General features: G+C 45.3%; 27 protein-coding genes. 3 read left to right on the top strand and 24 right to left on the bottom strand.

The genetic code is table 11. From position 1 onward, the window contains the following. Window positions 1-94: 94 nt before the first annotated feature. The 8 genes from NSQ57_RS08795 to hemE form a co-directional block, all read right to left on the bottom strand. Window positions 95-673 (bottom strand): TetR/AcrR family transcriptional regulator, encoded by a 579-nt coding sequence (locus NSQ57_RS08795; protein ID WP_029516696.1) that lies wholly within the window; start codon window positions 671-673, stop codon window positions 95-97. 82 nt (window positions 674-755) lie between these two features. Continuing rightward, window positions 756-1562, bottom strand: coding sequence for a DUF92 domain-containing protein (locus NSQ57_RS08790; protein ID WP_069011076.1), 807 nt, complete (start codon window positions 1560-1562; stop codon window positions 756-758). Window positions 1563-1730: 168 nt separating this feature from the next. Beyond that, entirely contained in the window at window positions 1731-2354 is a 624-nt protein-coding gene (locus NSQ57_RS08785; RefSeq protein WP_318626740.1) for a fumarylacetoacetate hydrolase family protein, read from the bottom strand. Between the two features lie 38 nt (window positions 2355-2392). Next, window positions 2393-3163, bottom strand: coding sequence for a glycerophosphodiester phosphodiesterase family protein (locus tag NSQ57_RS08780; RefSeq protein ID WP_029516693.1), 771 nt, complete (start codon window positions 3161-3163; stop codon window positions 2393-2395). Window positions 3164-3244: 81 nt separating this feature from the next. After that, entirely contained in the window at window positions 3245-4726 is a 1482-nt protein-coding gene (locus NSQ57_RS08775) for a CapA family protein (protein WP_340931879.1), read from the bottom strand. Window positions 4727-4863: 137 nt separating this feature from the next. Further along, window positions 4864-6309: a protoporphyrinogen oxidase gene (hemG, locus tag NSQ57_RS08770; RefSeq protein WP_029516691.1), complete on the bottom strand. Its 1446-nt coding sequence runs from the start codon at window positions 6307-6309 to the stop codon at window positions 4864-4866. Between the two features lie 7 nt (window positions 6310-6316). After that, complete coding sequence (hemH, locus tag NSQ57_RS08765; protein ID WP_029516690.1) at window positions 6317-7258, bottom strand: ferrochelatase; 942 nt, start codon at window positions 7256-7258, stop codon at window positions 6317-6319. Between the two features lie 31 nt (window positions 7259-7289). Continuing rightward, window positions 7290-8336 carry a uroporphyrinogen decarboxylase gene (hemE, locus tag NSQ57_RS08760; protein ID WP_039269982.1) on the bottom strand — a complete coding sequence of 349 codons (1047 nt, stop codon included), beginning with the start codon at window positions 8334-8336 and terminating at the stop codon, window positions 7290-7292. A 235-nt stretch (window positions 8337-8571) separates the two neighbouring features. Here hemE and NSQ57_RS08755 point away from each other — a divergent pair, with 235 nt between their 5' ends. Continuing rightward, a complete protein-coding gene (locus NSQ57_RS08755) occupies window positions 8572-9792 on the top strand; it encodes an MFS transporter (protein WP_029516688.1) in 1221 nt (406 codons plus the stop codon). Between the two features lie 112 nt (window positions 9793-9904). Here NSQ57_RS08755 and NSQ57_RS08750 read toward each other — a convergent pair whose 3' ends face one another. Further along, complete coding sequence (locus NSQ57_RS08750) at window positions 9905-10549, bottom strand: O-methyltransferase (RefSeq protein ID WP_340884995.1); 645 nt, start codon at window positions 10547-10549, stop codon at window positions 9905-9907. Window positions 10550-10706: 157 nt separating this feature from the next. On the opposite strand from NSQ57_RS08750, the gene NSQ57_RS08745 reads away from it, so the two are divergent. Next, complete coding sequence (locus NSQ57_RS08745; RefSeq protein WP_023987994.1) at window positions 10707-11867, top strand: class I SAM-dependent RNA methyltransferase; 1161 nt, start codon at window positions 10707-10709, stop codon at window positions 11865-11867. 188 nt (window positions 11868-12055) lie between these two features. Continuing rightward, window positions 12056-14038, top strand: coding sequence for an LTA synthase family protein (locus NSQ57_RS08740; RefSeq protein ID WP_029516686.1), 1983 nt, complete (start codon window positions 12056-12058; stop codon window positions 14036-14038). 199 nt (window positions 14039-14237) lie between these two features. Here NSQ57_RS08740 and NSQ57_RS08735 read toward each other — a convergent pair whose 3' ends face one another. From NSQ57_RS08735 to NSQ57_RS08665, 15 genes are all read right to left on the bottom strand, one after another. Continuing rightward, window positions 14238-14507, bottom strand: a complete 270-nt coding sequence (locus tag NSQ57_RS08735; RefSeq protein WP_023987992.1) for a hypothetical protein — start codon at window positions 14505-14507, stop codon at window positions 14238-14240. Window positions 14508-14601: 94 nt separating this feature from the next. After that, entirely contained in the window at window positions 14602-14823 is a 222-nt protein-coding gene (locus NSQ57_RS08730; RefSeq protein ID WP_007429791.1) for a DUF1450 domain-containing protein, read from the bottom strand. Between the two features lie 23 nt (window positions 14824-14846). After that, window positions 14847-15149, bottom strand: a complete 303-nt coding sequence (locus tag NSQ57_RS08725) for a heme biosynthesis protein HemY (protein WP_013370462.1) — start codon at window positions 15147-15149, stop codon at window positions 14847-14849. Between the two features lie 140 nt (window positions 15150-15289). Next, window positions 15290-15556 (bottom strand): hypothetical protein, encoded by a 267-nt coding sequence (locus NSQ57_RS08720; protein WP_029516685.1) that lies wholly within the window; start codon window positions 15554-15556, stop codon window positions 15290-15292. 136 nt (window positions 15557-15692) lie between these two features. After that, window positions 15693-16913: a M14 family zinc carboxypeptidase gene (locus NSQ57_RS08715; RefSeq protein WP_342425922.1), complete on the bottom strand. Its 1221-nt coding sequence runs from the start codon at window positions 16911-16913 to the stop codon at window positions 15693-15695. 117 nt (window positions 16914-17030) lie between these two features. Next, entirely contained in the window at window positions 17031-17840 is an 810-nt protein-coding gene (gene racE, locus NSQ57_RS08710; protein WP_069011068.1) for a glutamate racemase, read from the bottom strand. Between the two features lie 208 nt (window positions 17841-18048). Continuing rightward, window positions 18049-18372, bottom strand: coding sequence for a YtxH domain-containing protein (locus NSQ57_RS08705; RefSeq protein ID WP_342425921.1), 324 nt, complete (start codon window positions 18370-18372; stop codon window positions 18049-18051). Between the two features lie 96 nt (window positions 18373-18468). Further along, entirely contained in the window at window positions 18469-19116 is a 648-nt protein-coding gene (locus NSQ57_RS08700) for a metalloregulator ArsR/SmtB family transcription factor (RefSeq protein WP_029516682.1), read from the bottom strand. A gap of 8 nt (window positions 19117-19124) precedes the next feature. Further along, window positions 19125-19565 carry a HepT-like ribonuclease domain-containing protein gene (locus NSQ57_RS08695; RefSeq protein WP_069011066.1) on the bottom strand — a complete coding sequence of 147 codons (441 nt, stop codon included), beginning with the start codon at window positions 19563-19565 and terminating at the stop codon, window positions 19125-19127. A 23-nt stretch (window positions 19566-19588) separates the two neighbouring features. Next, on the bottom strand, window positions 19589-19876 hold the full coding sequence (locus NSQ57_RS08690; RefSeq protein WP_013309679.1) for a Dabb family protein: 288 nt from the start codon (window positions 19874-19876) through the stop codon (window positions 19589-19591). Between the two features lie 80 nt (window positions 19877-19956). Next, window positions 19957-20382: a phage holin family protein gene (locus NSQ57_RS08685; RefSeq protein WP_029516680.1), complete on the bottom strand. Its 426-nt coding sequence runs from the start codon at window positions 20380-20382 to the stop codon at window positions 19957-19959. A 210-nt stretch (window positions 20383-20592) separates the two neighbouring features. Then, entirely contained in the window at window positions 20593-21729 is a 1137-nt protein-coding gene (locus tag NSQ57_RS08680; protein ID WP_342425920.1) for a polysaccharide deacetylase family protein, read from the bottom strand. A gap of 493 nt (window positions 21730-22222) precedes the next feature. Next, complete coding sequence (locus NSQ57_RS08675) at window positions 22223-22867, bottom strand: DUF3885 domain-containing protein (RefSeq protein ID WP_069011064.1); 645 nt, start codon at window positions 22865-22867, stop codon at window positions 22223-22225. A gap of 69 nt (window positions 22868-22936) precedes the next feature. Beyond that, the gene (locus tag NSQ57_RS08670) at window positions 22937-24370 is read right to left on the bottom strand and encodes a polymorphic toxin-type HINT domain-containing protein (RefSeq protein WP_069011063.1); all 1434 of its coding nucleotides are present in this window, start codon (window positions 24368-24370) and stop codon (window positions 22937-22939) included. A 194-nt stretch (window positions 24371-24564) separates the two neighbouring features. After that, on the bottom strand, window positions 24565-25215 hold the full coding sequence (locus tag NSQ57_RS08665; RefSeq protein WP_069011062.1) for a hypothetical protein: 651 nt from the start codon (window positions 25213-25215) through the stop codon (window positions 24565-24567). Window positions 25216-25224 lie beyond the last annotated feature (9 nt).

The following is a 25224-nucleotide window of genomic DNA, read 5'->3' as shown; positions in this document are numbered from 1 at the left end:
TGTGATGATCCTGTTTATTTTAACACAGACACAGACAATGATTAAAAAAACCGTTATCTGAATGAATTCAGTACGGTTTCTTAGCAATAAGATGTCAGGATTTTTGTATTCCGGCTTTACAGCCATGCATAAATAAGTTCGCTGCTAGTTCAGCCGTCTGATCCACGTCACATTCTCGGAAATCTTTATTTAATAAAATATCCATTTTTAGGCGCTCCAACATCCCAATGAATGCCTTCGCATGAAACTCGGACTGCTGTACACCCTCTGACGCCAGTTTATTTTTGACCAAATCAGTATAGTCCTGAATAAATCCCCGCATAAACTCCATTAGATCGGGGTCACTGTTGGGGGTCATAAAAAATAATTTCGTATGCTGCTTGCGCTTGAAATAGTAGTGCAGATGCAAATTTGCCATCCGCAGCAGACCTTCTCCCAAAGTACGATTGATTAATGCGCCTTGCATTTCGGCTAGGTATTGCTCGCAATCTCTACGTGTGACTGCTGTAAATAGCTGCTCTTTGCTTTTAAAGTACAAGTATACTGTGCCTTTGGCAACTCCCGCTTGTTCTGCAATCTCGGAAATTTTGCTTTCATAAAAGCCTTTGGTGCCAAAGACTGTGTAAGCGGCGTCCAAAATGGCTTCATATTTATCTCCGTGTATATCGCCCATCTTAGCACCTCCTTATACAAGGATCGAAACACCGTCAATTCTTATAATAATTATTCCCTTGTAACGATCCCCAGCTCCGTGTTCAGAGTATAAGAAAAATACCTGCAAGAGCGACCAATCCTCCGAAAATAGAACTAATGCTATTCACCCGATCATTACTCATCCAACGCCAGCCTCGTACATAGACCGTCGTTTGTCCACAATGTGAGTCTACTTCTACTTCCCGTCCACAAACCGTGCAGGAACGCATCATTTGCACCGTAGCACCAAGATAGGAATCAGCAAAGGCTCCGGCACTACCGGATATACCTCCAACCAGTGCCCACAGCCATAACGGCAAACTCTGCGTTCCTATGGCGTGTCCAAAGCCCCATGCACCTATGCCAATCAGTAGACCCCCAGCCAAGGCCGCAGCCGTTCCCAATACAGATACTCCTCCTGAGGTTCCAGGTGCCAGCACCTTCCCGTTAAGCACTGAACGGGGTGGCTTACGACTCAGACTGCCAAATTCCGTTGCCCACGTATCGGAAGTGACCGTAGCCATGACACCGACAAAAGCCAGCTGCCACGTAACATGGGGCCATATCGCATAACCCAGGCATAACAGCATACCTAATCCCCCATTAGCCCATACTTGGCCTGCATCCCGGTTGCCGGTTTTGGCATACGATTTTTCCAGCTCAGCCTTGCGCTCCTTTTTGAACCTCGACAGGAGGGTTGACGTGATAAAGAACAAGAGCAATGTGCCGAACCAGAACAGGTTACCCGCCCCATAATATACGGTTCCCATCAGTACAGCCGCAGCAAAGCCAGATAAGGTTAAGGATTTTTTATAAAATGCAGCTCCCGCCACCACAGCAGCACAAAGCAATCCGATGATCCAGTCCATGATATACCCCCGCTTTTGAAATGAATCTCCGTTTTTCTTTTTTCGTTCTGTATATTATTGTACAACGCTCCACGCTTATATAAAAGCCGTGTCCCATGCTTTGGCACAGGACACGGCCTTCAAAACATTCCCTTTTTTAATCCTCTTCTATGGACTCCGTTCACAAATTTATGCGATGGTGAAGCTTCCCTGACGCTCACTCCCCCAGAAAAGCTCAAAGCGATCCCCGCTTGCTGTAGGCCCTACTCCTGCTGGAGTACCTGTAAAAATAATATCTCCCTCGCCCAGTCCATAATGAGTCGCTATATAGTCAACGATGTGCTGGATAGAAAAAATCATATTTTTGACATGTCCACGCTGCACTTCCTGTCCATTTTTGAGCAAGGAAAAATCCTGCAGCTCCAGCATGTCCAATTGTTCTAAAGGCAGGAATGGTGTCACAGGAGCAGACGATTTAAAGCCTTTAGCGGCGGTCCATGGATGGCCTTTTTTCTTGAGAACACTTTGTACATCACGCAGGGTAAAATCGATGCCGAATGCAAATGCGTTCAGACACGTATCTGCGGACATGCCCGGTTCGTATTTACGTCCTAAAGCTACAACCAGCTCAGTCTCAAAATGAATATCTCCCTGCCCCTGCGGAAGCTCCAGCGTGGCGCCATCCAGCGGCACAACCGCATGAGACGGCTTCAAAAAAATCATTGGTTCTGCGGGAACCTCATTACCCAGCTCCTCCGCATGCAGTTTATAATTGCGCCCAACACAGTAAACATTACGAATTTCCACGTTCATTACGACCCTTCACCCTTCCCGCGTATGTAGTCCAATTATTAACGTATAAGTTTACGTATATAGTGCCACATCCGATGCTTGGAAAGCAAAAAAACCCGTTCCCAGCGATCCGGCCAATTGGTGCAAATCATCAATTCAGGATGCAATGAGGCCAATTTCCGCATGATACGGCGGTCATCCACCGTCCACGCCATGACAGTAATACCGCGTCCAGTGAGATCTTTCATCAAGTTTCGATCCAAACGCGGATAGCCTATAGATAAAAAAGTGCATTGTAGCTGTTCCAGTTGTTTTGCCAAGTCATCTGGACGCGCATCAATAATCAATCCGGTACGGATCTCAGGACACAGCTCCTTAGCCCGGCGTAATGCAGCACGCTCAAAAGAGGTTAATACCACCTCTCCCTCCATCCCTCTCATCGCAATTTCACGGAGTACGGCTTTCTCCAGTCCTGGATACATATCTCCCGCTGTTTTAAGCTCAATATTGAGCGATACGCGGCCACGACATAAATCCAGCACCTGTGCGAGGGAGGGGATTATTTCTCCACGGTATTCTGCACTTTTCCAGCTACCAGCATCAAGTTGTTGCAATGCTTTCCAGTCCGAATCCTTTACTCTCCCTGTACCATTCGTCGTTCGCTCCAGTGTAAAATCATGAATTACCACCGGAACACCGTCCTTTGACAGCTGTACATCCAGCTCAATCCAGTGTACAAATGGTTGCTCCAACGCAAGCTGAAAGGCTGCCATCGTGTTCTCAGGAGCAATCCCCGAAAAACCGCGGTGAGCCACACACAAATTATTCATCTTGTTATGACCTCCATCCACAAAGGAGTCCCTCATACGCTCATTCCGTCAATTCCTATATTAACAATTTCTTTCGAAATTCTATTGAGCACTTACTGTACCATCCGTCCCAATCGAGACATTTCCCGGTGACAGTGCCGCCACTCTCTGCAAAATTTTGCTGGCCTCCGTATCCTTCAATGGGATCGGCTGACCCAGCTCCGCCCGATAAGGAGTCAGCTTCATCTCGCAAGCCCCTTTACGGGTACAGGTTGCCTGAAATATCGCTGTATCCCAAGTGGCTGGCACCGTTGATTTAGAAAAAATAAAATTGCCTGTGCTGTATGCAATCCATTTACCTTTATATTGCTCCATCCCTTGAAGCACATGTGGATGACCGCCAATGACAAGATCAGCTCCAGCATCAATAAAAGCGTGCGATAACTCGGTTTGATGGGGCTCAAGTGCTGTTGCGCGCTCCTTCCCCCAATGGGTAATGACAATCACCAGATCGGCCTGCATTCGTGCCTCACGGATAGACTTTACGATAGCAGTCGAATCATAGGCTCCTGCTACACCGGGCAGTTTGGCGCCCGCATTCCAGTTGGCTTCAGGCATAACACGTGTAGTCCCCAACAAGGCAATTTTGATCCCTTTACGTTCAAAATAATGCGGTGCATATGCTTCTTTTGCATTACGTCCGGCTCCAGCATGGGCTATACCCTTTTCATCCAGATATTTCAGTGTATCCAGTAATCCGCCTGTGCCCTGATCCAAAATGTGATTGTTGGCCAAATTGACAGCGTCTATCCCTGCCGCAGCCAACGCAGTTAACGCTTTGGGCGAAGATTTATACACATACGTTTTATTTAACGCACCCACACCATTCGTTGTCACGGGCGTTTCCAGATTGGCAATCGTCAAATCGTCTTTATGAAACAAGTTTCCGAGATATTGATACGGAAAATCAAACCCATTCTGCTCCAAACGCTGCTCAACTTTACCGGAAAACTGCACATCCCCTACAAAGTGAAGCGTGACTGTCGGAGAGTCTGCACCGTCTGTTTTGGATTTCTTTATATCCTCCGTTCCTCCCTTATCGGTGGATGGATTACCATCGTATATATCCTTATTGGACGTATCGTTCTGTGCTTGCCCGTCTTTCCCCGAGGACAATTTTGCTCCTGTGGAACTGCCTTCGGGAGCATTTGTGTCAGACGTTGTCGCGGGACGATTGCTTGTGTCTGAAGCAGCAGATTGCTTTGTTTCATCGTCGACAAATTTATTTTCTGCATGGGGGCCTTCATCCAGCTGTTTATTTGACAAGGCTGTAACATTTTCACTGACCGAGGAAGTAGACCGATCTGCACTAGCAGATCCTGTTTGGATTTTCTTCTCCGTTTGCGAATACCCGGCATTTTCCGCAAGAGAGCCACTGTTGTCGTGTTCAAATATGTAATAATAACCGAAAAGACCTACAATCATAAGCAGTAGGACCAGATTTGTAATGATCCAAGCCTTGCCTATTTTTGGTTTTCTTGCTTTTTTGCGACCTTCATTTCGCTGTGATCTGGGAGGGTACATTCTTCACTCCTTCTATGCTATTGCATTTGCATAACTTCTTTATTAGCTGGCGAACTTTACACCTTCTCCATTATATATCAAATTTCAATATAAATAGAACCCCTCGCCTGGATCGCGAAGGGTTCATTATCGAACATTTACACCTGTACCTTGACTGCTTCCTGTTGTGTCGTTTGGACGGCATTGGAGGCCCATTCCTTAGCCTGACGGATGCAATCCGGTAAGCCAATTGCATCATAGCCAGCGCCCAACACATACACTCCCGGCATCTCAGTGCGTAACTCTTCACGCAAATCAGCTATAGCCTGCGGGTGCCCTACCGGATATTGCGGCATGGAATTGCGAAGACGTGTAATTTCCGTGAACAACGGAGTCGCTGTAACTCCCATCATCTCTTTCAGATCCTTACGTACCAGTCCAATCAACTCATCATCCGGTAACTCTACAGTGTCTTCAGCTCCTGCTCGCCCTACATAACAGCGCAACAGCACCTTATCATCTGGGCTGGTATGAAGCCACTTGGCAGACGTCCATGTACAAGCGGTCACGCTGCGTCCTTCTTTACGAGGAACCAGAAAACCAGAACCGTCAAAGACGTTCTCAATATCTGTTTTATCGAAGGCTAGGACCACGTTTGCTACGGAGACGTAATTAACAGCTTCCAGTGCAGCCACATTGACATGATCTCGCAATAGCGGCGCAGCAGCAAAGTTGGGAGTCGTTACAAAAATATCATCCGCCTCCAGCATCTCTCCATTGTCCAGCATAACGCGATATGGGCTGCCTTCACTTGGCGGTGTCTTTGTGAATTTTGTAACAGCAATACCGGTGCGTAAATCACAGTCATACAAATCATTCAGTAACGCATGCACCAAACTTTGCAAGCCTTGACGGAAGGTCAAAAAGGCGCTTTTTTTCGTACCCGTATGTGTTTCAGCTGGTTTTCGACCTGTCATCATTCCGTGAATGAGACTTCCGTATTGCTTCTCTACCTCAGCAAATTGTGGGAAGGTCGCTTGCAAACTTAGTGTCTTCATGTTGGCAGCATAAATCCCTGCCAGTAGTGGTTCGGTTACATTTTCTAGCACTTCTTTGCCAAGTCGGCGTTCAATAAAATCACCCAACGCCTCATCTCCCGGTACACGGCGAGGCGGAATGACAAAATCCATCATAGCCCGCATTTTCCCGCCTAAAGAGATCAAGCCGCTGCGCAAAAAGGGTTTCAGCTCCGTTGGAATCCCCAGCACCAGTCCAGGGGGCATCGGATGAAGCTGTCCTTCATGCAAAATGTATGTCTTTTTAGCCTCAGGATTCGTGCTCACCAGTTCATGATCCAGCTCCAGCTCTTTTGCCAGGTCTATCATGGCCGTTTTACGGGCCAGAAAGGAATCTGGCCCCTTTTCAATCACAAAACCATCTTTATGCAGTGTTTCAATTTTTCCGCCCAGCACGGATGCTTTCTCCACCAGCGTAATTCGAGGTGTGTAGCCAGCTTCTTTGTACATTTTTCGTGTATAAAAAGCAGTGCTAAGCCCGGTCAAGCCTCCGCCTACAATTACAATATTACGTAACCTTTGCTCCATTATGTCCTCATCCCTTTTTCCATTGGTCTATGATGACATCACTAAGCGTCTCCATATACAGTGGATCACTGTTGAGTGAATCAATACGCTGAAAACGCATATCCAATTCCTTCGCCAAAGCCTGTGCTTCAATATCCAGATCGTATAACACCTCTAAGTGATCAGAAACAAAGCCAACTGGTGCAGCCAGCACATACTCCACTTGCTCCTCTTTAAGACTGTGCATGGTATCCAAAATGTCTGGCCCCAGCCATGGTTCTGCTGTACGACCGGCGCTTTGCCACGTAAACTGCCAGTTGGTAATCCCCGCCTTGTCCGCAACAGCCTGCGAAGTAGCCATTAATTGCTCTACATAAGGATCACCCATAGCCAAAATCCGCTCAGGCAAGCTGTGCGCACTAAATAGAACACGAACCTCATCCCGCTTGGCTCCAGCTTCTTCAAAAAGCGCCAGCTTGGCGTTCACACGCTCAGTTAGCGTCTTAATCAACTTTGGATGAAGATAATAGCTCTCCACAAATGATATGGCCAGATCCAGTTCCTGTGCCTTAGCCTGTGCGCGCTTAATATAAGTGCCTACACTCATAACGGAATAATGCGGAGCCAGCACGACACCCACCGCAGCACGAATGCCATCTTGCACCATGGCTTCCACACCGTCCTCAATAAACGGTTTCGCATGTTTGAGTCCCTGATAACAGGCAAATTCAATGTCCGGGTTGCGATTTTCCCGATTTAGGGTTTCCTGCAGGTTTTGAACCTGCCGATCCGTATTCTGACGCAGCGGAAACACACCGCCCACAATAGCTTCATAACGATCCTTTAATTCCTTTAGCTGCTCCGGCGAGGGAGCATTACCGCGACGGATATGTGTATAGTAGGCTTCCACCTGATCCAGACTTTCTGGCGTCCCGTAGGACATAACCAGTACACCCACTTTGGTTTTCATTAGCAGATCACCTCTTAACATTTCTAATGGTTTAATTCTTTGACAAAATCGAGTGGGAATACTCATGTACATAATCAGTAAGCTCTCTTAGCTTATCTAGCGAGGCTTCAGGAAATAAACCGTGACCGAGATTGAAAATGTAACCCGGCTCCAAGATACCTTCATCTACAATGGTTTTCGCATACTGCTTGATAACATCGATTGGCGCAGTAAGCACATAAGGATCCAGATTTCCCTGTACACCAAAACCGTTGCCCAAGCGACGACGTCCTTCAGGTATACTTACCCGCCAGTCCAGTCCAATCACATCGGCTTTTAACCCATTCAAGTGTGGGAGCAATTCACCAGAGCTTACGCCCGGAAAATAAATTTTAGGTACATCCAGATCAGATAATTCATGAAAAATACGTGTGATAGTCGGCAGCACAAAAGTTTGAAAATCATAGGGCGAGAGCGCACCTACCCAACTATCAAACAATTGAAAAGCCTTACCGCCATTAGCGATATGAGCTCGCACGTATGTAATAACCATGTCCCCTAGCTTATCCATCAGGCGATGCCACAACTCAGGCTCTCCATACATCATCGCTTTGGTGCGAATATATCCTTTGGAGGGTCTTCCTTCTATTAAATAGCTTGCAATGGTAAAAGGCGCTCCAGCGAACGTAATCAATGGCACTTTCAGTTCACGGTCCAAAATGCGGATCGTTTCCAAAATATGACCCAAATCGCGTTCCACATCAATTGGACGCAACTTGTCTACGTCTGCAGCTGACCGGATCGGATTATCAATAACCGGTCCAATATTTTTGACAATATCAAAATCAACCCCTAGCGAGGCCACCGGATTCATAATATCAGAATATAAAATTGCAGCGTCCACCCCGAGCTTGCGCACGGGCATCAAAGTCACTTCTGCGGCCAACTCGGGCTGGCGGCATATCTCAAGCAACGTGTATTTTTCTTTAATTTTGCGATACTCAGGGTCATACCTTCCGGCCTGCCGCATGTACCATACGGGAATATGATCCACAGCTTGCTTGCGGCAAGCGCGGATAAAAGTATCATTGTAGGTCATGACTTCAGCCTCCAGTTCGAATCATAAATACTATATTTTAATTATGCCCTTTTTCAAGAGTCGTAACAACCGTAGCTCTCGAACAAACCATGACAAACCCATGACATTTGGATAAAGTTTCAATGAAGTGTGCTATACTAGAGAAATGGCTTTTTTTAAAGCTCCGGAGAAGTTATGCGTTGATACGTAGGATTTACAACAGGATGAGAATGGGCAGAAAGGAAGTGAAAGCACATTGAAAACGTGGGAGACGTGGAAAATCAATCTCATTGTGCTTTGGTTCGGTCAGTTTCTGGTCAATGCGGGTATTACGATGATTACTCCGTTCCTCGCTCTGTATCTGGCTCAGGACCTTCATGTGAAGGGAGAGCACGATATTGGTCTATGGGCTGGAGTTATTTTTGCCGCTAACTTTTTGACCTCATTTATGTTCCAGCCTTTGTGGGGCAAGCTGGCTGACCGATATGGACGTAAAGTCATGCTGCTTCGCTCAGGCTTTGGTATGGCTTTGGTCATCGGATGTATGGGTTTGGTCACCCATCCGTGGCAACTGCTGGCGCTTCGCCTGCTGAACGGTACGATTTCGGGTTTCAATCCGGCATCGATTTCCCTAGTATCGGGCACCACTCCCAAAGAGCGAACCGGATTCGCTATGGGGATTATGCAATCCGGTCAGATGGCCGGCACGATTCTCGGTCCTCTGCTAGGCGGATTTTTGGCTGATTGGGTCGGATTCAGACCGATTTTTTATATTACAGGCGCTCTGATTTTTATAGCCTCACTCATTGCAATGTTTCTGGTTAAAGAAAATTTCAGTAAAGCGGAAGCCGCACGCACACCGCAAATTTCGGTTCTTGCCGGATTAAAGGAGCTAAGCCATACGCCCCAGCTTCCGGCTTTGTTCACCGTAACGTTTCTGCTCCAATTTGCCATGATCAGTACGGTATCTCTGCTGCCGTTATATGTGCAAAAACTGTATGGGTCGGCAGAAGGAATTGCGCTGATTGCCGGGTTCGTTACAGCTATAACAGGCGTATCCAATATGATTGCTGCACCGCTCCTTGGAAGATTGAGTGACAAGATAGGAGCGCACAAGATCTTGACCATTGCACTGCTCGGAACGGCGGTTATGCTCATTCCGCAGGCTTTTGTCAATGAAGTGTGGCAACTTGTCATTATCCGTTTTTTCATGGGTGTATTTATGGGCGGTCTGCTACCAAGCGTAAATGCGCTGATTCGCACGTATACACCGGAAGGAATGGAAAGTCGTTCTTTCGGCTTCAATACCAGCTCGCTCGCGCTTGGGAATATGCTGGGTGCTGTCATTGGCGGGGTGCTATCCGGGTTTATCGGCATCGAAGGACTGTTTATCATGTCAGGTGTCCTGTTAATCGTCAACATATTCTGGGTACGCATGAAGCTTTTTGATCGTAAGGCTACGCCTGATTTCAGGTAAGAAACCTTCAGGTAAGACAAGCCCACCTTAACAGACAAGAACCTCCTTGCCCACGCTATAGTGGACAAGGAGGTTCTTTTTTGTATAGATAGCTATACATGGGGAATGAACGCTATTTAACTCGAGCTAGCGCCAATCCATCGTAAGCTGGCAAAAGCGTGCTGACCAGCCGCGGATCTGTTGCTATCGTTTCGTTAAAACGTCTCACGGCCTGAACGGCAGGGCCGTTCTTATCCGTATTCAGCGTCCGTCCGCGAAGGAAACAGTTGTCTCCCGCAATAATGGCACCTGGATTCGCCAGAGCAATCGCATATTCCAGATATACTGGGTAATTTTCCTTATCTGCATCAATGAAGAAAAAATCGAAAGTTCTTCCCTCTTCCTGAAGTTCTTTCAAGCTGTCCGCTGCGGGTCCAATACGATATTCGACACGGTCACCGTATCCATTGTTTTCCATATGTCGATGTGCCAGCGCTGCGTACGCTTCTTTCAGCTCCAGTGACACAATACGGCCCTTTTCTCCCAGCCCACGGGCCAGACATAATCCACTGTAGCCGCCTAATACGCCGATTTCCAGTACATGCTGTGCGCCAGATACTTCAATTAGAAAGGTCAACAGTTTTCCATAAGGATGGGCAACGGATACTTCCGGCATACCTTCTTTAACGATAGCCTCCCTAATACTGCGAAGTGCTTCATCCTCTTGTACCAGCTGGTCTACATATTGTTCAGGCGTCATATTGGGTGTAATTTCCACGGTTCATCTCTCCTTATTGCTTAATCATAACGCAGGTAGGACGTGGTGTCCTTCGTAAATTTTTTACCTTAATGATTTGTCTCTTCGAGTACAATGACCTATACTATAGGGATTGAACCAAGCTTACATGATTATGGGGACGGAGTGAATACGTTTAATGACTCAACTGCAACTAATTGCGACTGCGCCAATGGGACTTGAAGCCGTCGTGGCCCGAGAACTCAGAGAACTCGGGTACGAAGATCTAACCGTCGAAAACGGCCGCGTCGTTTTTACCGGAGATTATATGGATATATGCCGGTGTAACCTGTGGCTTCGCACATCAGACCGCGTACTTATTAAAATGGGTGAATTTGCTGCAACAACCTTCGATGAGCTGTTCGAGGGTACCAAAGCATTACCCTGGCAGGATTGGATTCCTGTAGATGGTGAATTCCCCGTCGAGGGACGTTCGCACAAATCACAGCTTAGTAGCGTACCAGCCAGTCAGGGAATCGTCAAGAAGGCGATTGTAGAAAAACTCAAGGAAACCTACCATACAGATTGGTTTGCTGAAGATGGCCCTCGTTACGTCATTGAGGTCATTCTATTGAATGATCGTGCGTTGCTGACGCTTGATACAACCGGTCCAGGACTGCACAAACGCGGCTACCGTAAACTCGTTACAGAGGCGCCCCTCAAAGAAACGATGGCTTCTGCTCTTATTCAGCTTAGTCGCTGGAGCCCGGACCGCCCCTTCTATGACCCATGCTGCGGTTCCGGTACTTTATTGGTCGAAGCTGCCATGCAAGCCTGGAATATTGCGCCAGGACTGAGACGTACCTTTAACTCGGAAGACTGGCCTGTCATTGGCAGAGAATTATGGGATCAGGCTCGCGACGAGGCGATGGATTTGACCCGCGATGACATTCCTTTTGAAATTGCAGGTAGCGATATCGATCCAAATGCCATACAAGTTGCTGAGGCAGCTGTAAAAGCAGCAGGCTTTGCTAAAGACATCCCTCTTAAGGTGATGCCTGTAACTAAAGTCAGACTCGAAGGACAATATGGTGTGATGATTACAAACCCACCTTATGGCGAGAGACTGAGCGAACAATCCGAGGTGGAAAAGCTGATCCGTTCACTCGCACGCACGGCAGCCGAAATGAAGACCTGGTCCTTCTTTGCCATCAGCTCCACCAAGCAATTTGAGCATTATTGGGGCCGTAAAGCAGACAAGCGCCGGAAGTTGTTTAACGGCCGGATCGAATGCCAATACTATCAGTATCTAGGCCCTCTGCCTCCGCGCCGCAAAGATACTTCGCCGTTGCAGCCTTAAATAAGATGAAGCCTAGGCCAGGAAACGAACTCTCCGTTCGTTGTTCTGGCCTGATTTGTGCTGTATTTTCTTTACTTAATCATTGAAATGCGCGAGATGAGCGCTATAATAATTAAAGGCATTTCGGTTTTAACATTACGTTAATATGTAATTTATACTAGCCGAACATTTCTGCCAGAGGGGGTAAAGTGTTGGTTATTCGCACGTCCAGTGCAAGTCGCACTGGTAACACGTTCAGCAGAATGCTGCTGTCTCGATATTTTGGACTAGGTCTGTTTTTTGTGCTTATGATCGGCAAGCTCGTACTGATTCACTATAACTTGCATGCCCAAAATATTGACATGAATCCGCTGGATTATGTCATCGCTATTGGTTCGCTTTTACTTGTGAGCTTCTGGACCTTATGGCTGCCACGTCGCGGACGTTTGATTGCTCTTGTGGTGCTCGATATGTTGCTCACCGCGCTCATTTATTCCGACATGGTTTATTATCGGTATTTCCAGGATTTCATTACGATTCCCGTCTTACTTCAAGCTGGACAAGTTGATTCTCTAGGCGGAAGTATCGCATCCCTTATGTACTGGGGGGACATTCTCTTTTTTGCAGACTGGATTCTATTCATTCCGTATGTCATATTTGTGGCTTCCTTACGACGTCGATTTACCACGAATGATACTTATTTAAAAGCATCCCGAAGCTCCTACACAAAGAGGTTCCTGCTTCGCTTCTCTAAAGGAGCATTGGCCTTCCTGATTGGCTATGTATTAACATTTGGGCCGATCAAATATTATACCTCCACGTGGGCAACTGGCATATTTGTCGGCAACTGGTGGTCGATGGCCTTGTACAATGTAACAGGGTTGATCGGATTTCATGGATATGACATCTACCGCTATGGTCAGGATCACCTTGGTCCTCAGCCTACATTGGCTCAAGCGGAATCCGATAAGGATAAGGAATGGTTTAATCAGCACCAAAAGTTGCTTCAGGTAAAAAATGATCTATCTGGCAAGTATAAGGGCAAAAACGTGATGGTCATTCAAGCTGAAGCGTTCATGAACTTTTTTATCGGCAAACAGATCAACGGTCAAGCGATTACGCCTAACTTTGACAAACTGACGAAGGAAAGCATGTATTTCAACAATTATTTTCACCAGACTGCGCAGGGCCGTACTTCGGACGCGGACTTCTCTACACATGCTTCGCTGCATCCGCTCCCTACAGGCTCCGTATTTATCCGTTATGCGGACCATAAATTCGATACGCTCCCTTCCATTTTGAAGGATACTGGATATAGTCCCAATGCGTTTCACGTGTATGACAGCAGCTTCTGGAACCGCTACACTATGTATAAGGCAATGAACTATGACAAGTTCTACAGTAAAAAAGATTTTAAAATAGATGAGCCATTGGGCTGGTCCCTGGGAGACAAATCCTTTTTCCGTCAAACGCTCAATGATCTCACTACCGAAGTTAAGCAGCCGTTCTACGCCTATATGGTCGGTATCTCGAGCCATCATCCGTACAACCTGTCACCTGACGCGGTAGATTTAGACGTTGGCGAGTTTGAAGGTACCATGTTCGGAGACTATCTAAAATCTGTCCATTATGTAGATGAAGCACTAGGCGAATTGGTAGATCAGATGAAGAAAGACGGACTGTGGGATGATACGATCCTGATGTTTTATGGGGATCATGATAATTCTATTAAAGACAAAGCACTGTATGAGAAATTTTTAGGCAAGCCACTTACGGATCTGGACATGCAGAAAATCATGAATCAGGTGCCATTGCTTGTGCATCTTCCTGACGGAAGTCAGGCGGGCACGTATACAGAACCGGCAGGTCAGTTGGATCTGACTCCTTCCGTAATGCACCTGCTTGGGATTTCTACAAAACCATATCATTTTATGGGAAACGATCTGTTTAGCGGGAAGCCTCGTATGGTTGTGCTACGTACTGGTGCTTTCACGGATGGACGAGTGTACTACATTCCATCTGAGGACGGTACATTCTCCAAAGGGACCTGTTACAACCTGAGTACAGGCCAGCCTACAGACGTAAACGCCTGCGGACCGGGATATACCGAAGCTCTCAATCGGTTGAACATATCCGATCAGGTTATCACATACGATCTTATTCGCGAATGGGAACCACAAACAAAGAAGTAACTCCTTCTGTATCTGTATCTAATAGACTTTATGTGGGAGGTTGCTGATACAGCATCTTCCCAAACCCCTTTAACGATGTCGCCGCATAACTACTCTGTATATAACAAAAAAGCACGATCCATCGGCTTGTAAGTGCTGTGGATCGTGCTTTTTTATGGATTGTCACTCGACTGCGCTCGTTGTTACCAGTCACAAATGCTTAGGAACGCAACGTTTTTTTGGCCTGTTCAAGCCGTTGTACCTCTTCACCAAGCATATCCTCCGCAACTTCTACTGAGTCGTCACCAAGGCTATCCTTCGCCTGCTGTATGGCATGTTCAGCATGAGTGCGAGACTGCTCCGCCTGTTCAATCAGTTGCTCAGCTGGATGTGACAATGCCTGAGAGACGGCATTGTGGAGCCTGTCCACCGAGTTTTGTGTTTGAGCCTCAACACTGTGATTGTCGAGATTGGAATCATATTGGGCCATGAGTCACTCCTCCTTCTGGGCAGTGGTCTACATCCATTAGCATGGATCAGAAGAAGGGGAACTATTCAAAAATTGCGAATGCTGCGTACTGGAACTATTTGATAAAGCGCGCAGCCTTCTCCAATACTTCATCCTCCGTGGCCGCACTCACATAACGTCCGTTCACATACACAAACGCCCGTTTCCCACAAGGACCGCAATACGATTTGCAGCCGATTTTGATCTCGGCATCTGGTGCCATCTTTTGCAACTTGGGCAAGATTGTTTTCAAGCGAATATGATTGCATTCATCACATACGCGAATATCGTTGGCCATCTGTCATCCCTCCGAGCTCCGGCTTAGTGGTCGCCGTGATTACCTTGGGAAGGGTTAGTAATGACAAATCCTTCTTCGGGGAAGTACAAGTAATCAATTTTCACACCATCCAGCAGCGGCTGGCCGCTTTCCAAAATTACGTCAATGCCTTTATCTGTAGATACGACAGTATCTGTTTCTTTAGGCGTGTCCAAATCCAGCCCGTAATGAGCATGATCTCCATGAGCATGAGTAATAACAACGCGCAGGCTCTTCCCTTGGTTCTCTTCCTTATCCAGTTCAAGTTTCAATACTTTAGCTGCGTTACGAGTAATTTTGCAGTTCATCAAACTTCATCTCCTTCATATTCATTAAATGAAATGTGGTTTATTGGATAAATCACAATTATGTTTAGCATAGCAAAAGGCAATATTCCTATTGTAAAGAAAATCGTGAAAAATCGCAATCACGAAATTCATAAGCTTATCTACCGAACACGTACATGTTGCTTTTCAAGCACATCTGGATATTTTCGTTCGGCACGGGTCACAAACCAATTCATAAGCAATAATGTCACACCAATATCGTCGATGGGCATAAATGGCATGACATCAGGTAATACCCAATAGAGCAACACAGGCACCGCAAAGAGTAATTTTTCTCCCAGCGGAATCCTTGATGAAGTAATCAGTCGGGGCATACGACGAAATACATGTGACCATTGACGGAGAGATAGTAATCTTTTCCACTTCATAGGTTGTTCACTCCATTTCCAATGCTCCTAAGTATATATACCCCATTGAAGGGACATGTAAAGAGGAACACTTATAAAAAACGTGTTCCTCCTAATACGTGCAAGTGATTCGATACGTTTCAGTAGGCCGAATTTTTTACCATGACAGCACTGTTGCCATTAACATGCCCACTTCTGCTGCAATATCATCGTAATCACGCATGGGCAGCGGATTTACGCCTAGACCGACTTCAACGGTAAACCCCGGTTTACAAAATCGCTGTATAAACCAATCCTTGTACCCTGCATCGCTCCCACCCAGCTTTACCGCCCGGTAACCTGTTGCGGCAGCTAGCCGTAAGGCCCAATCTCGGCTCTCCTTAGGCTCTAGATCCCGATAATTCCAATAGATCTCCTGTCCCTGACTGTGTATGGATAACACCATGTCGAACTGTTCGCGCTCCGTTAGATCGGCAAGCGCCTTAGACTCCGGTTCAGACAAAGGTGCAGGCCCTGCATAGTCTCGTCGAGACGGACCTGTTTTACCGCGTCTGCGCACCTCTTCTTCCCAATATGCCGGAAATTGATCGTTGAGGTCGACACCACGAATATTCGCCTTCCAACCGCGATAATCAGCACGTCCTTCATTCCACTTTTTGAGGTCATGATACAACGGATGAGTTGGGAGTATACCTTGTTGCACCAGCTCTACCCCATCCGGGTTGACCATCGGAACCACCCATAAGGATGTATGCTCCAGCAAATCCCGCGGAGAACCTCCATACACCCATTGAGTGGCCCCTACATGTTCTTCAGTCCCACCGATCCCTTGTGCATATTGCTCTATAAAACGCAGCAAACAAGGCGTCGTCAGCCATTCATTAGCATGAACTGAAGCATTGGCGTGAATTTTACGCGTTCCCTGCCCAATACGTACATAAGGAATATCCTTCCCCATGACACTGGTTCCAATGCTGCCAACTTCAATAAACGGATATCTGCGGGCCAAGGCCGCTAGGTCTTCCTTTAAATCTTCATATCCATACTCTCCACGTAATCGTACAATCTGATCCTGATGGTCTTCAGGAATAACAATAGTTTTTCCTTCCATAAAATCATGCTCCGCAAGTCCGGGGTTGGCTAGCCGTAACTCATTAAGCTCCACACCAAACTGCTTGGCAATCTGTCTTGCATACTCACCAGGCTGAATAACGTATTTACGATCCGTAGACGGACGAATATATAACACTTGACCACTAATCAGATAGGGTTGCGTGGCGGCCCACGGATTATCTACGATTAAAGTATCCGCCGATAGTTTAAAAGCCGAGGCGACCCGGTGCAATGTATCTCCTTTTTGAACGATATATTCCCTCATCTTCTACGCCCCTTCCATCTGCCTTACTGCATGTTATGCAAACGCGGCGTGTCTTGATGTAGCGAAAAGCAAAACAGCCGACTTCTTTTGTCCAATGACAAAAAGTCGGCTGTCTCGTTAATCCAAATTGGTGACTTGCCAGACGACAGGCGTTTGGCGAATTTGCTCCCCGAGCCACTGTGCGGCAATGCGCTGGAACAATTCAGGATCGCCGGAACAAAAAAGCTGATGTACCGGGGTTTCGTCCCCAGCTTCCAACTTGTCTTTGTTATACAAAATGGTACTCGTCTCACGCGCCGTTTCATCTGCCGAGCTAATGAGCTTTACTGCAGGCCCCATGACTTCTTGAATCGTTTCCTTCAAAAAAGGATAATGCGTACAACCAAGAATCAGACAATCAATCGGATACGTTTGAATAGGTCTCAATGTCTCCTCCACAACCTGCGATGTCGTCTTAGAGCGAAATAACCCTTGCTCCACCAATGGAACAAGCGCAGGACACGCATGGCTCACCACGTCTACGTAAGGAGACAATTGCTTGAGCGCAGCTGTATACGCTCCGCTTCGAATCGTACCGACAGTCCCAATCACCCCGACATGCCCGGTAGCAGTCGCGCTAATCGCAGCACGAGCCCCGGGGTGAATGACTCCGATCACCGGAATGGATACCTTTTGGCTTATATAGTCCAATGCCGCGGCAGTAGCCGTGTTACAAGCAATAATAATGACTTTCGGATCAAATTGAATCAGAAAATCAACCATTTGCTCTGTAAATTTTTTAACCTCTTCCGATGGTCGGGGGCCATACGGAGTGCGCGCAGTGTCTCCAAAATAAATGATTTTTTCCCGTGGAAGCTGACGCATGACTTCTTTTACAACCGTCAAACCTCCTACACCGGAATCCAATATTGCAATCGCTTGCTGCACGTACACACCGCTTCCTTTTTTGTTCAAATATGAGTTATTTCATCTCGGAAAGCTATCCGTTGCTACATACCTTATGTCGTATCAGTGTAAAAGGTACCCCAAAAGATTACCCTAAAACGAGGAAGTGATCAATAAAAAGGCTCCATCCCAACGGGAGAAGCCACGAATTCAAACTGTATTCAGTGTTTCACCTATTTTTTACAGACCGTTACAGCGCATCTTTTTCTGTATCTTCTTGAGCAGTCGCTGATGAAATACTAACCTCAGGAAGCATTTCACCTTTTTTACGCCATTGCCCAATTTCATGAATGACGGCTGAGGCTGTCTCCTTAATTTTGTCAGTATACTCAATTGAGGTGTCTGAAATTTTCCCCGCTAGCTCCTGTCCCTTATCACTTACGTTGCGCGCCTGATCTGTAATATTCTGACGCAGCTCACGACCTGACTTAGGGGCAAATAATAAAGCAGCAACCGAACCAACAATGCTGCCTGCCAACGCGCCTCGGATAAAACTTTTGCAGTTCTCCTTCATCATCATCTCTCCCTTGTGCCCGGGCGAATGCCCATCTGTTAGTGCATTATAAGCATGGGGAGCTTGTCATGATACAGAAAACAAGCCTGAAAAGTTTTACTTTTTTTTAGAGCGGATACGATACAGGCAGCAACGGCCCCCATCTGCCAAACAATCCTCACGAACAACTTCGGCATCAAGTAGCTCCTCAAACATTTGCTGCTCGCATTCACAAGCCTTGCGGTAACGGCCTGCAATTTGAGAGATAGGACAATTGTATTCCACAATAGAGTAGCTACCATCCTCTTCCTCGCGCCACTCTGCCATATATCCGGAAGCATTCTGGATGCCCGAAAGCTTTTCCACACGTGAAGCCAGTGTAGTCTCCCCCTCTATATGAGGGGCGTAACGCTTCATCATTTTACGTTTTCTACCATCAAACAGCGAGTAAACAGCTTCCATTCCCTGTTCTTCATCGAGTTCCTCTAACAGTTCCAGTAACAAATGATCATAATTACGTGGAAACTGCTCGCTTCCCTGCTCGCTCAGGCTGTATAAAAACGTCGGGCGTCCCATAGCCTGTCTCACGATTGTAGCCACGATCAGGCCATCCTGCTCCATCAATTTGAGATGCCTACGCACTCCCATTTCGGTAATGCCTAATTGAGCTGCCAAGCTTCCGACGCCCACAGGTCCCTGGGTTTTCAATAGTGTCATGATCATGCGCCTAGTGGGCATTTCGGGTACGATATACTTATCCGTCACTTTTGCCTTTACACTCCCTCGGGCTGGGGACCCAATTCCTTATTTAAATAATCATGCACGTTAGATGCAAAAAGCTCCAGCAACCCAGGCAGCTTTGTTGTAAGCGGGTGAAGGCTTGTCCGGTCCCAATGGAAATACTCCTGCACTAAGGGTTTACGTAAGCCTACCAGCTCTACTAGCGAATGAAATACGGTATCATCCAGTACACCTTCCTCATGAATGATACCGATAATATCCTCATAGCTACTGGCGTCACGCATAATAAATCCGTCGATGATATAGCTTCCTACGTCCGTTACCGTCTCAATGGCCAGATGAAGACAGCGCTCCTGCACTAGCCCCTGCAACAGATCGCCGTTCCAGGAAGCAGATGTCTGGCGAAGTCCGGCGACAATGTCGGGAACAGCCCCTAGTCGAAGCTCAATTTGTTCCCGGTTGACATAATACAAGGTCCTGCACCTCCAGTACCGCTTTAGATTTCATAATCAACTGCGATAGATACATCCTTCACTTCATTCATGTGTACAATAATTTCCTGGTGCACAGGGTGTACCTGATACGTTTGCAAATCCTCCAGTGTTTCGACAACAGCGGTAAGGGAAATATCATAAGAACGTTCCGAACGAATCACATCCGTACCTACTTCGAGTGACAGCAGCTCTTTGATTTTGCCGTTCATGCTGCGCAATATGGATGCTGTGTGCTCAATGCTTTCGGGGGAGCGGTCTTTCAATTTGAACAAAACAATATGTTTAATCATGCGTATAGGCTCCTTATCTTAAAATGTTCTCTTGAAAATTTTATCATAACGCCCCACATACGGAAAGAAACTTTGTAACTCTAGCGATCTTTTCCACCATTTTTACCATCAGACTCCTTGTCCTTTAATAGGGCAAAAAAATTCTTGAGCTTCGGTGGGAGCGGTAGACCCATTCGTGAACAGTTTTCCGTAATAGAGATCAATTCATTGGATAAATAAAAGTACGTTGCCGCCCCTTTCATGATTTCGGTACCCATCAGGAGGTCCACATGATGCGCCAAAGAAATTACCATTAGCATTAAAGCCTTTCTCGCCAACCCCCAAAAGCCGGCTTTACTGCTTAAACCTTGCCCAGTCTTAATTGCTGCGGCGACTCCAGTCACATAATCGACAGCCATTGCAACCGTGAATAGCACCATTAGCTGATTCCAGCCGCCAAATGCAAACGTAATAAAGGCTCCTGCGGTAGCGCAAATCATACTAAACATACTCGGATTAATATTCATACCTGCTCCTCCTCTCGAGGCGGTTACTGTAATATATGCAGCGACGTGGTAACCCGTAAAGTCGTATGACCTGTGCATAGACATGAATTCATAGATTCATATAAACCATGCTGCAAACTTCACATTTTTGAGCAAATACAACAAAAAGACACCTTCCAAACCACTATATAAATGGTTGAAAAGGTGTCTTTTTTCTTTCATGCTATTCAATTAACGACGATCATTCCAAAAATTAAGCGGAGTCAGGTTATCATTCAACGGCTCGAACGAATAGCCTTCTTTCTGCAAAGCAGCCATGATTTGTGGAAGCACCTTGATCGTAGATGGTTTATCATGCATAAGAACGACTGGTGTTCTGCCTTGCTTTTTCAATCTCTTTATATCACTTAGGACAGTCTGTACAAAATGCTGTGGATTTTTAGTATAACGCCAATCATTGGAATCGATGTTCCAGTCCCAAATATGATAGCCTGCACCCGTCAGTTGATCACGATATGCTTTCTTCAAATACGGTTTGCTGCCATAAGGTGTACGAATCAAAGAAGTGCGTTTCCCTGTGGCCTTAAATAAAATGTCGTTATCCTGATTCATCTCTGCCAATGCTGCTGCCGGGGATGCATAGATCTTTTTCACCTGGTGTGTCATCCCATGGAGGCCCAAACCATGCCCTGCGTCTACCATTCTCTTCATCACTGCGCTATGTTGGCGAATTTCAGGTCCCAGCATGAAGAAAGTAGCCTTCGCATTATATTTATCTAAAATATCCAGCAGCTGCGACGTATGCGCCGTAGGACCATCATCGAAGCTCAAATAAATCGTACGGCTGGATGATGAGGCAGTTCCCTTGTTGCCTGTATTGCTGGCTTTGCCCGGTTCGACAGCTGCATACTGTTTAATTTCTGCCGCGAATGTATTCAAAAACTGAGCATCAGACAAACTAGCGTTTGCATTCTGAATTCGATACAGATTACTTGTAGGAACCGTAATAGTGAAGCCGAATGCATCGGTCAAAGTGCGAATTGGCACCAACGTGCGTCCTCCACGCTCGAACACATCCCCCTTGTTCAAATCCAGCGTAAAGCTGCGATTATGTCCAGTCAGCACCAATGTGTTGCCGCTAGCCGAAGTAGAAATGCCCATCTTTTGCCCTAATGTCACGACAGGTACATACAACTTATCATTTTCCATTACGGGCTTAACCGTATTCGAATCTAGTAACACGTCATTGACCCCAAGCAAAGGAGCCTGCGCTTGTGCACTCGCTGTATTCGTATGTATACCTAGCAAACCCAAACAACAGATTGCCATCAAGCATACAGCCATCCATTTTGCATTTAAAAGCTTCATTCATTACACCATCCTGTGCTGTATTTTATAATGTGCGGGAGCTATCTCTAGCTTGTCTATGAAGTTATACAGACATGACGATATAGACATGGCAATATAGACATTCACTCAACATATAGAACATAAACGCATCTCAACCGACTGAACCGGACGTCTTTTCGTTCCCCCTATATATATTAATAGATTACCAGACTATAGTAGGTAAATATAGTAAAACAATTTGAAAACAATCTCGCAACCCCCCTGCCAGAGAAAGTTACAAAGTTGTGAATAAATTAGTAGGAGTTAAGAAGGGTACAAGCGGGTAGTAGATTCTTTTGGCGGAACTAGAACCTACCGGAAGAAAATGAAGATGAGGTACTTTTGAGCAAGATACAGTGGTATCTGAAGATTTTGGGTTTCTAATTGACTATGGGATTGTCATTCAACCATTTACTTGGTACTAGGTATTAATATAAAGAAAGACCTTGAGGATTGCAGCCCTCAAGATCATTCAAGAAAATATTTCATCGATTTTATTTCGGTCATAATCCAATATCCAATGATTATACTGCTCATAAACAATCCTTAGAGTCTCCTTGTTTTCCGCTACAATATCCAAGCCTCTATCGTCATAAAGATGAAAAATTGTTTTGTTCGTGTCATTTATTAAATATATGTCACCATCTACACTAGGTTCTAAACCAAGTGTTCGATTGGCAATCGCCTCTATCAGACTATCAATCTTCAAATCTTGGGATTTCACATTTATACAATATCTAATAGTTACTATATCATCAGTTTCGTCGGAATCTTTATATCGGTACTCCTGTTCTTGTTTAAATACATGTCCAAAATCTATCTTACTAATATAATTATTGAATTCTTTAAAGACATCATTCTCAATGGCATTAATTGACTCATTACTCCATTTATCTACGAATAGTACAAAGTAAACATCGTCATCATAACTATTTAATGCGTCAAATAAAGCAACCGCTCTCTGTTTCACCTGCTCTACTCTTTTTCCAGGCGTATCTGTCCCTCCCCCCATTTCAAACCTAATAGCAATTGAAGCATTATAAAACAAAGGTTTCTTTAAATAAATTCCTTCAAAGTATCGCAACAAAAAATCATTTAAATTTTGATTATGTTCCATTCAATCATCCCCATCATGTAGCCGTAAAGGGAAATCTATGTTCCCTTTACGGCGTTTTTTTAACTATATTTATTTTAGCTTTATGACTGTACCTGTTGTACTCTTGTGTTTCCCTGTTATGAAATTTCCATATTCATCTGCATCAGTAATCCAATGAAGTGAATTTCCTTTCTTTTCAAATACCTTATACGCTGAACCGCCGTGTCCAGTTGTGTCTTTCGCCCACCAATAACCTTTCTTTGTGTTATCTTGGTAAGCTGTAATTGTATCTCCGTGGAATTTGTAAGTGACTTTTCCTTTTGCATTCATTTTTATATCCCATTTTGTTGTTTTATTCGGGATATCGCAAGCGTTATGAGTCCACACACCCAAATTTGATACAAAATAAGTATGAAAATCTTTGACCTTAAAATTGTATACAGTGTCATGTCCCTTTTTAACTTCAATCTTCTCAATGGCTAATTCCTTACCATCCGAAGTTGTCAGAACATCTCCCACCTCGAGGTCTTTAGACTTGACCCAACCTTTGCCGACAATCCAAAACGGATGCTCATCAGTTGTCGTTATGACTTCTCCACCAACAGTAATATTATACGTTTCTTCCACATCACGTTGGTAGAGCCATTCGACTTCCTTATAAGCCATCTCACCTGTCTCATCGTCTTTGGCTAGAACCTTGTCACCTACCTCGACTTCCTCGATAGGTTTCTCCCCTTCGTCTGTTTGAACCTTAGTCCCCGCCGTAAAGCAATTACAAGGGAGTGCCTTGGCTGATTTTAGATTTTTTTCTGTCAATTCAACAGAACGTTCAACATATCTTCCCTCCTTACTCGTCAGCTGTATGATCAATTTTCCACCTTTAACAAACTTACCAACAGGTATAAATCCTGCTAGAGCAAGTGTTTTGTCATATGCGGACGATTTGGGATCAAGTATCGTGTTTATATCATCTACAATCAAGAAATTGGCTACAGCCGTGGATGCCTGAATAGTTCCTGCTTTAAACTCATTCCAGCATGTCCCCATGCCTACTCTTTGATAATGAATAATCGTCTTCTGGTTAGTATAAAATATTCCGCCTTTAGTCGTAGGCATAAGTTCATGCCCGCTAGGGTCTACATATCCGAGTGGATTATTGGCCACATACGCATACCAGTTCAAACTCTGCGGATCACTAATCTCGCCCTGATACGTATCCTCGCCCATAAAACGGGCTGTGCCTGGATCGTACCAGCGAGCCCGCAGGTACTGGAGCCCCGTCGTATCATCCCAATACTCGCCAGCATAACGCAGCACGTTCGGAACGGTCTCTTTGACCGTCTCCGGGCCGCCCCAGATATCGTAACTATAGCTATTCAGTTCCTTGCCCGAACTATCACTTAGGACCACCACATCACCGTGACCGTTGAGCTGATAATATTGTAGCTGTCCGCTTGCCTTGTCTTGTCTGGCCCACAGTTGACCGGACAAGTCATACAACACGTAAGCGTATGTAATCTTCACTGCCCTACCTTCGAAGCTTCGGTTTCCTTTTGAAACGTAGTTGTAAGTCTTATCCTTTGTACCTGCAGATTCAGTAACCAGCCCGTGTAGCACAGTATCGAGAATATTTAGCTATTTATTATTAGTTCAGAACTAATAATAAATAAAGACCACAATACGAAACTATCTCGTATTGTGGTTAAATAATTCAAATTCTACTTCAATACTTGTGCAGTTCCAGCTTTTACATCAATTAAAAAAACTCTCGGATCCATGCCATACATACCGTTGTTATACTCATCCAATGTAGACAACTCGTATTGATTTGGTACTTTTGTTGGTTTTAAAATACCCCAAGCCCAATTATCTCCATCACCACCTGAGTAGCCACTATTTTCCTTTCTAATTGAAATAGGGATATTCTTTTCTTCTCCTGTTGAAATATTTTTCAAGTGCAATTGTTCTCTACTATTCCTCTGGAAAGGATTAATTAAATCTATACGGTATTCATATTTTTGATCTGAAGTTAACCGTACAGGATCACTATCAACGTTATCATACAACCATCCACGTGTAGGAGTCCCGTCAACCAAATAATAAGAACAAAATAATAAAGATCCCATCAATATTGCTGATACTAAATATTTCACACCATTAAATGGTGGCCATCCTTGCCATATATATGTTAATGATATTAATACAATAATAATAGACGGGACTCCAAATATGACTAATGTAGCAGTTGCCAAGATATCATGTCCACGTTGAAAGCCCCCTGTTGAGCCTAAAATAAACCATATGAACGCCGCTATATTAATAACAATAGGAATCATCCATATGATTTTAAACCAAATGGGCATTTTCATTTCCTTCCC

Origin of the sequence: Paenibacillus sp. FSL L8-0502 (assembly GCF_038593055.1) — a bacterium.
Lineage (GTDB): Bacteria > Bacillota > Bacilli > Paenibacillales > Paenibacillaceae > Paenibacillus > Paenibacillus polymyxa_D.
This window is presented reverse-complemented; position numbering and strand designations above follow the sequence as displayed.

Bases quoted from the DNA above. Each gene is read 5' to 3' on its own strand.
- NSQ57_RS08795 (WP_029516696.1), bottom strand. From the start codon at position 673: ATGGGCGATATACACGGAGATAAATATGAAGCCATTTTGGACGCCGCT.
- NSQ57_RS08790 (WP_069011076.1), bottom strand. From the start codon at position 1,562: ATGGACTGGATCATCGGATTGCTTTGTGCTGCTGTGGTGGCGGGAGCT.
- NSQ57_RS08785 (WP_318626740.1), bottom strand. From the start codon at position 2,354: ATGAACGTGGAAATTCGTAATGTTTACTGTGTTGGGCGCAATTATAAA.
- NSQ57_RS08780 (WP_029516693.1), bottom strand. From the start codon at position 3,163: ATGAATAATTTGTGTGTGGCTCACCGCGGTTTTTCGGGGATTGCTCCT.
- NSQ57_RS08775 (WP_340931879.1), bottom strand. From the start codon at position 4,726: ATGTACCCTCCCAGATCACAGCGAAATGAAGGTCGCAAAAAAGCAAGA.
- hemG (WP_029516691.1), bottom strand. From the start codon at position 6,309: ATGGAGCAAAGGTTACGTAATATTGTAATTGTAGGCGGAGGCTTGACC.
- hemH (WP_029516690.1), bottom strand. From the start codon at position 7,258: ATGAAAACCAAAGTGGGTGTACTGGTTATGTCCTACGGGACGCCAGAA.
- hemE (WP_039269982.1), bottom strand. From the start codon at position 8,336: ATGACCTACAATGATACTTTTATCCGCGCTTGCCGCAAGCAAGCTGTG.
- NSQ57_RS08745 (WP_023987994.1), top strand. From the start codon at position 10,707: ATGACTCAACTGCAACTAATTGCGACTGCGCCAATGGGACTTGAAGCC.
- NSQ57_RS08735 (WP_023987992.1), bottom strand. From the start codon at position 14,507: ATGGCCCAATATGATTCCAATCTCGACAATCACAGTGTTGAGGCTCAA.
- NSQ57_RS08730 (WP_007429791.1), bottom strand. From the start codon at position 14,823: ATGGCCAACGATATTCGCGTATGTGATGAATGCAATCATATTCGCTTG.
- NSQ57_RS08725 (WP_013370462.1), bottom strand. From the start codon at position 15,149: ATGAACTGCAAAATTACTCGTAACGCAGCTAAAGTATTGAAACTTGAA.
- NSQ57_RS08720 (WP_029516685.1), bottom strand. From the start codon at position 15,556: ATGAAGTGGAAAAGATTACTATCTCTCCGTCAATGGTCACATGTATTT.
- NSQ57_RS08715 (WP_342425922.1), bottom strand. From the start codon at position 16,913: ATGAGGGAATATATCGTTCAAAAAGGAGATACATTGCACCGGGTCGCC.
- NSQ57_RS08705 (WP_342425921.1), bottom strand. From the start codon at position 18,372: ATGAAGGAGAACTGCAAAAGTTTTATCCGAGGCGCGTTGGCAGGCAGC.
- NSQ57_RS08690 (WP_013309679.1), bottom strand. From the start codon at position 19,876: ATGATTAAACATATTGTTTTGTTCAAATTGAAAGACCGCTCCCCCGAA.
- NSQ57_RS08685 (WP_029516680.1), bottom strand. From the start codon at position 20,382: ATGAATATTAATCCGAGTATGTTTAGTATGATTTGCGCTACCGCAGGA.
- NSQ57_RS08680 (WP_342425920.1), bottom strand. From the start codon at position 21,729: ATGAAGCTTTTAAATGCAAAATGGATGGCTGTATGCTTGATGGCAATC.
- NSQ57_RS08675 (WP_069011064.1), bottom strand. From the start codon at position 22,867: ATGGAACATAATCAAAATTTAAATGATTTTTTGTTGCGATACTTTGAA.
- NSQ57_RS08665 (WP_069011062.1), bottom strand. From the start codon at position 25,215: ATGAAAATGCCCATTTGGTTTAAAATCATATGGATGATTCCTATTGTT.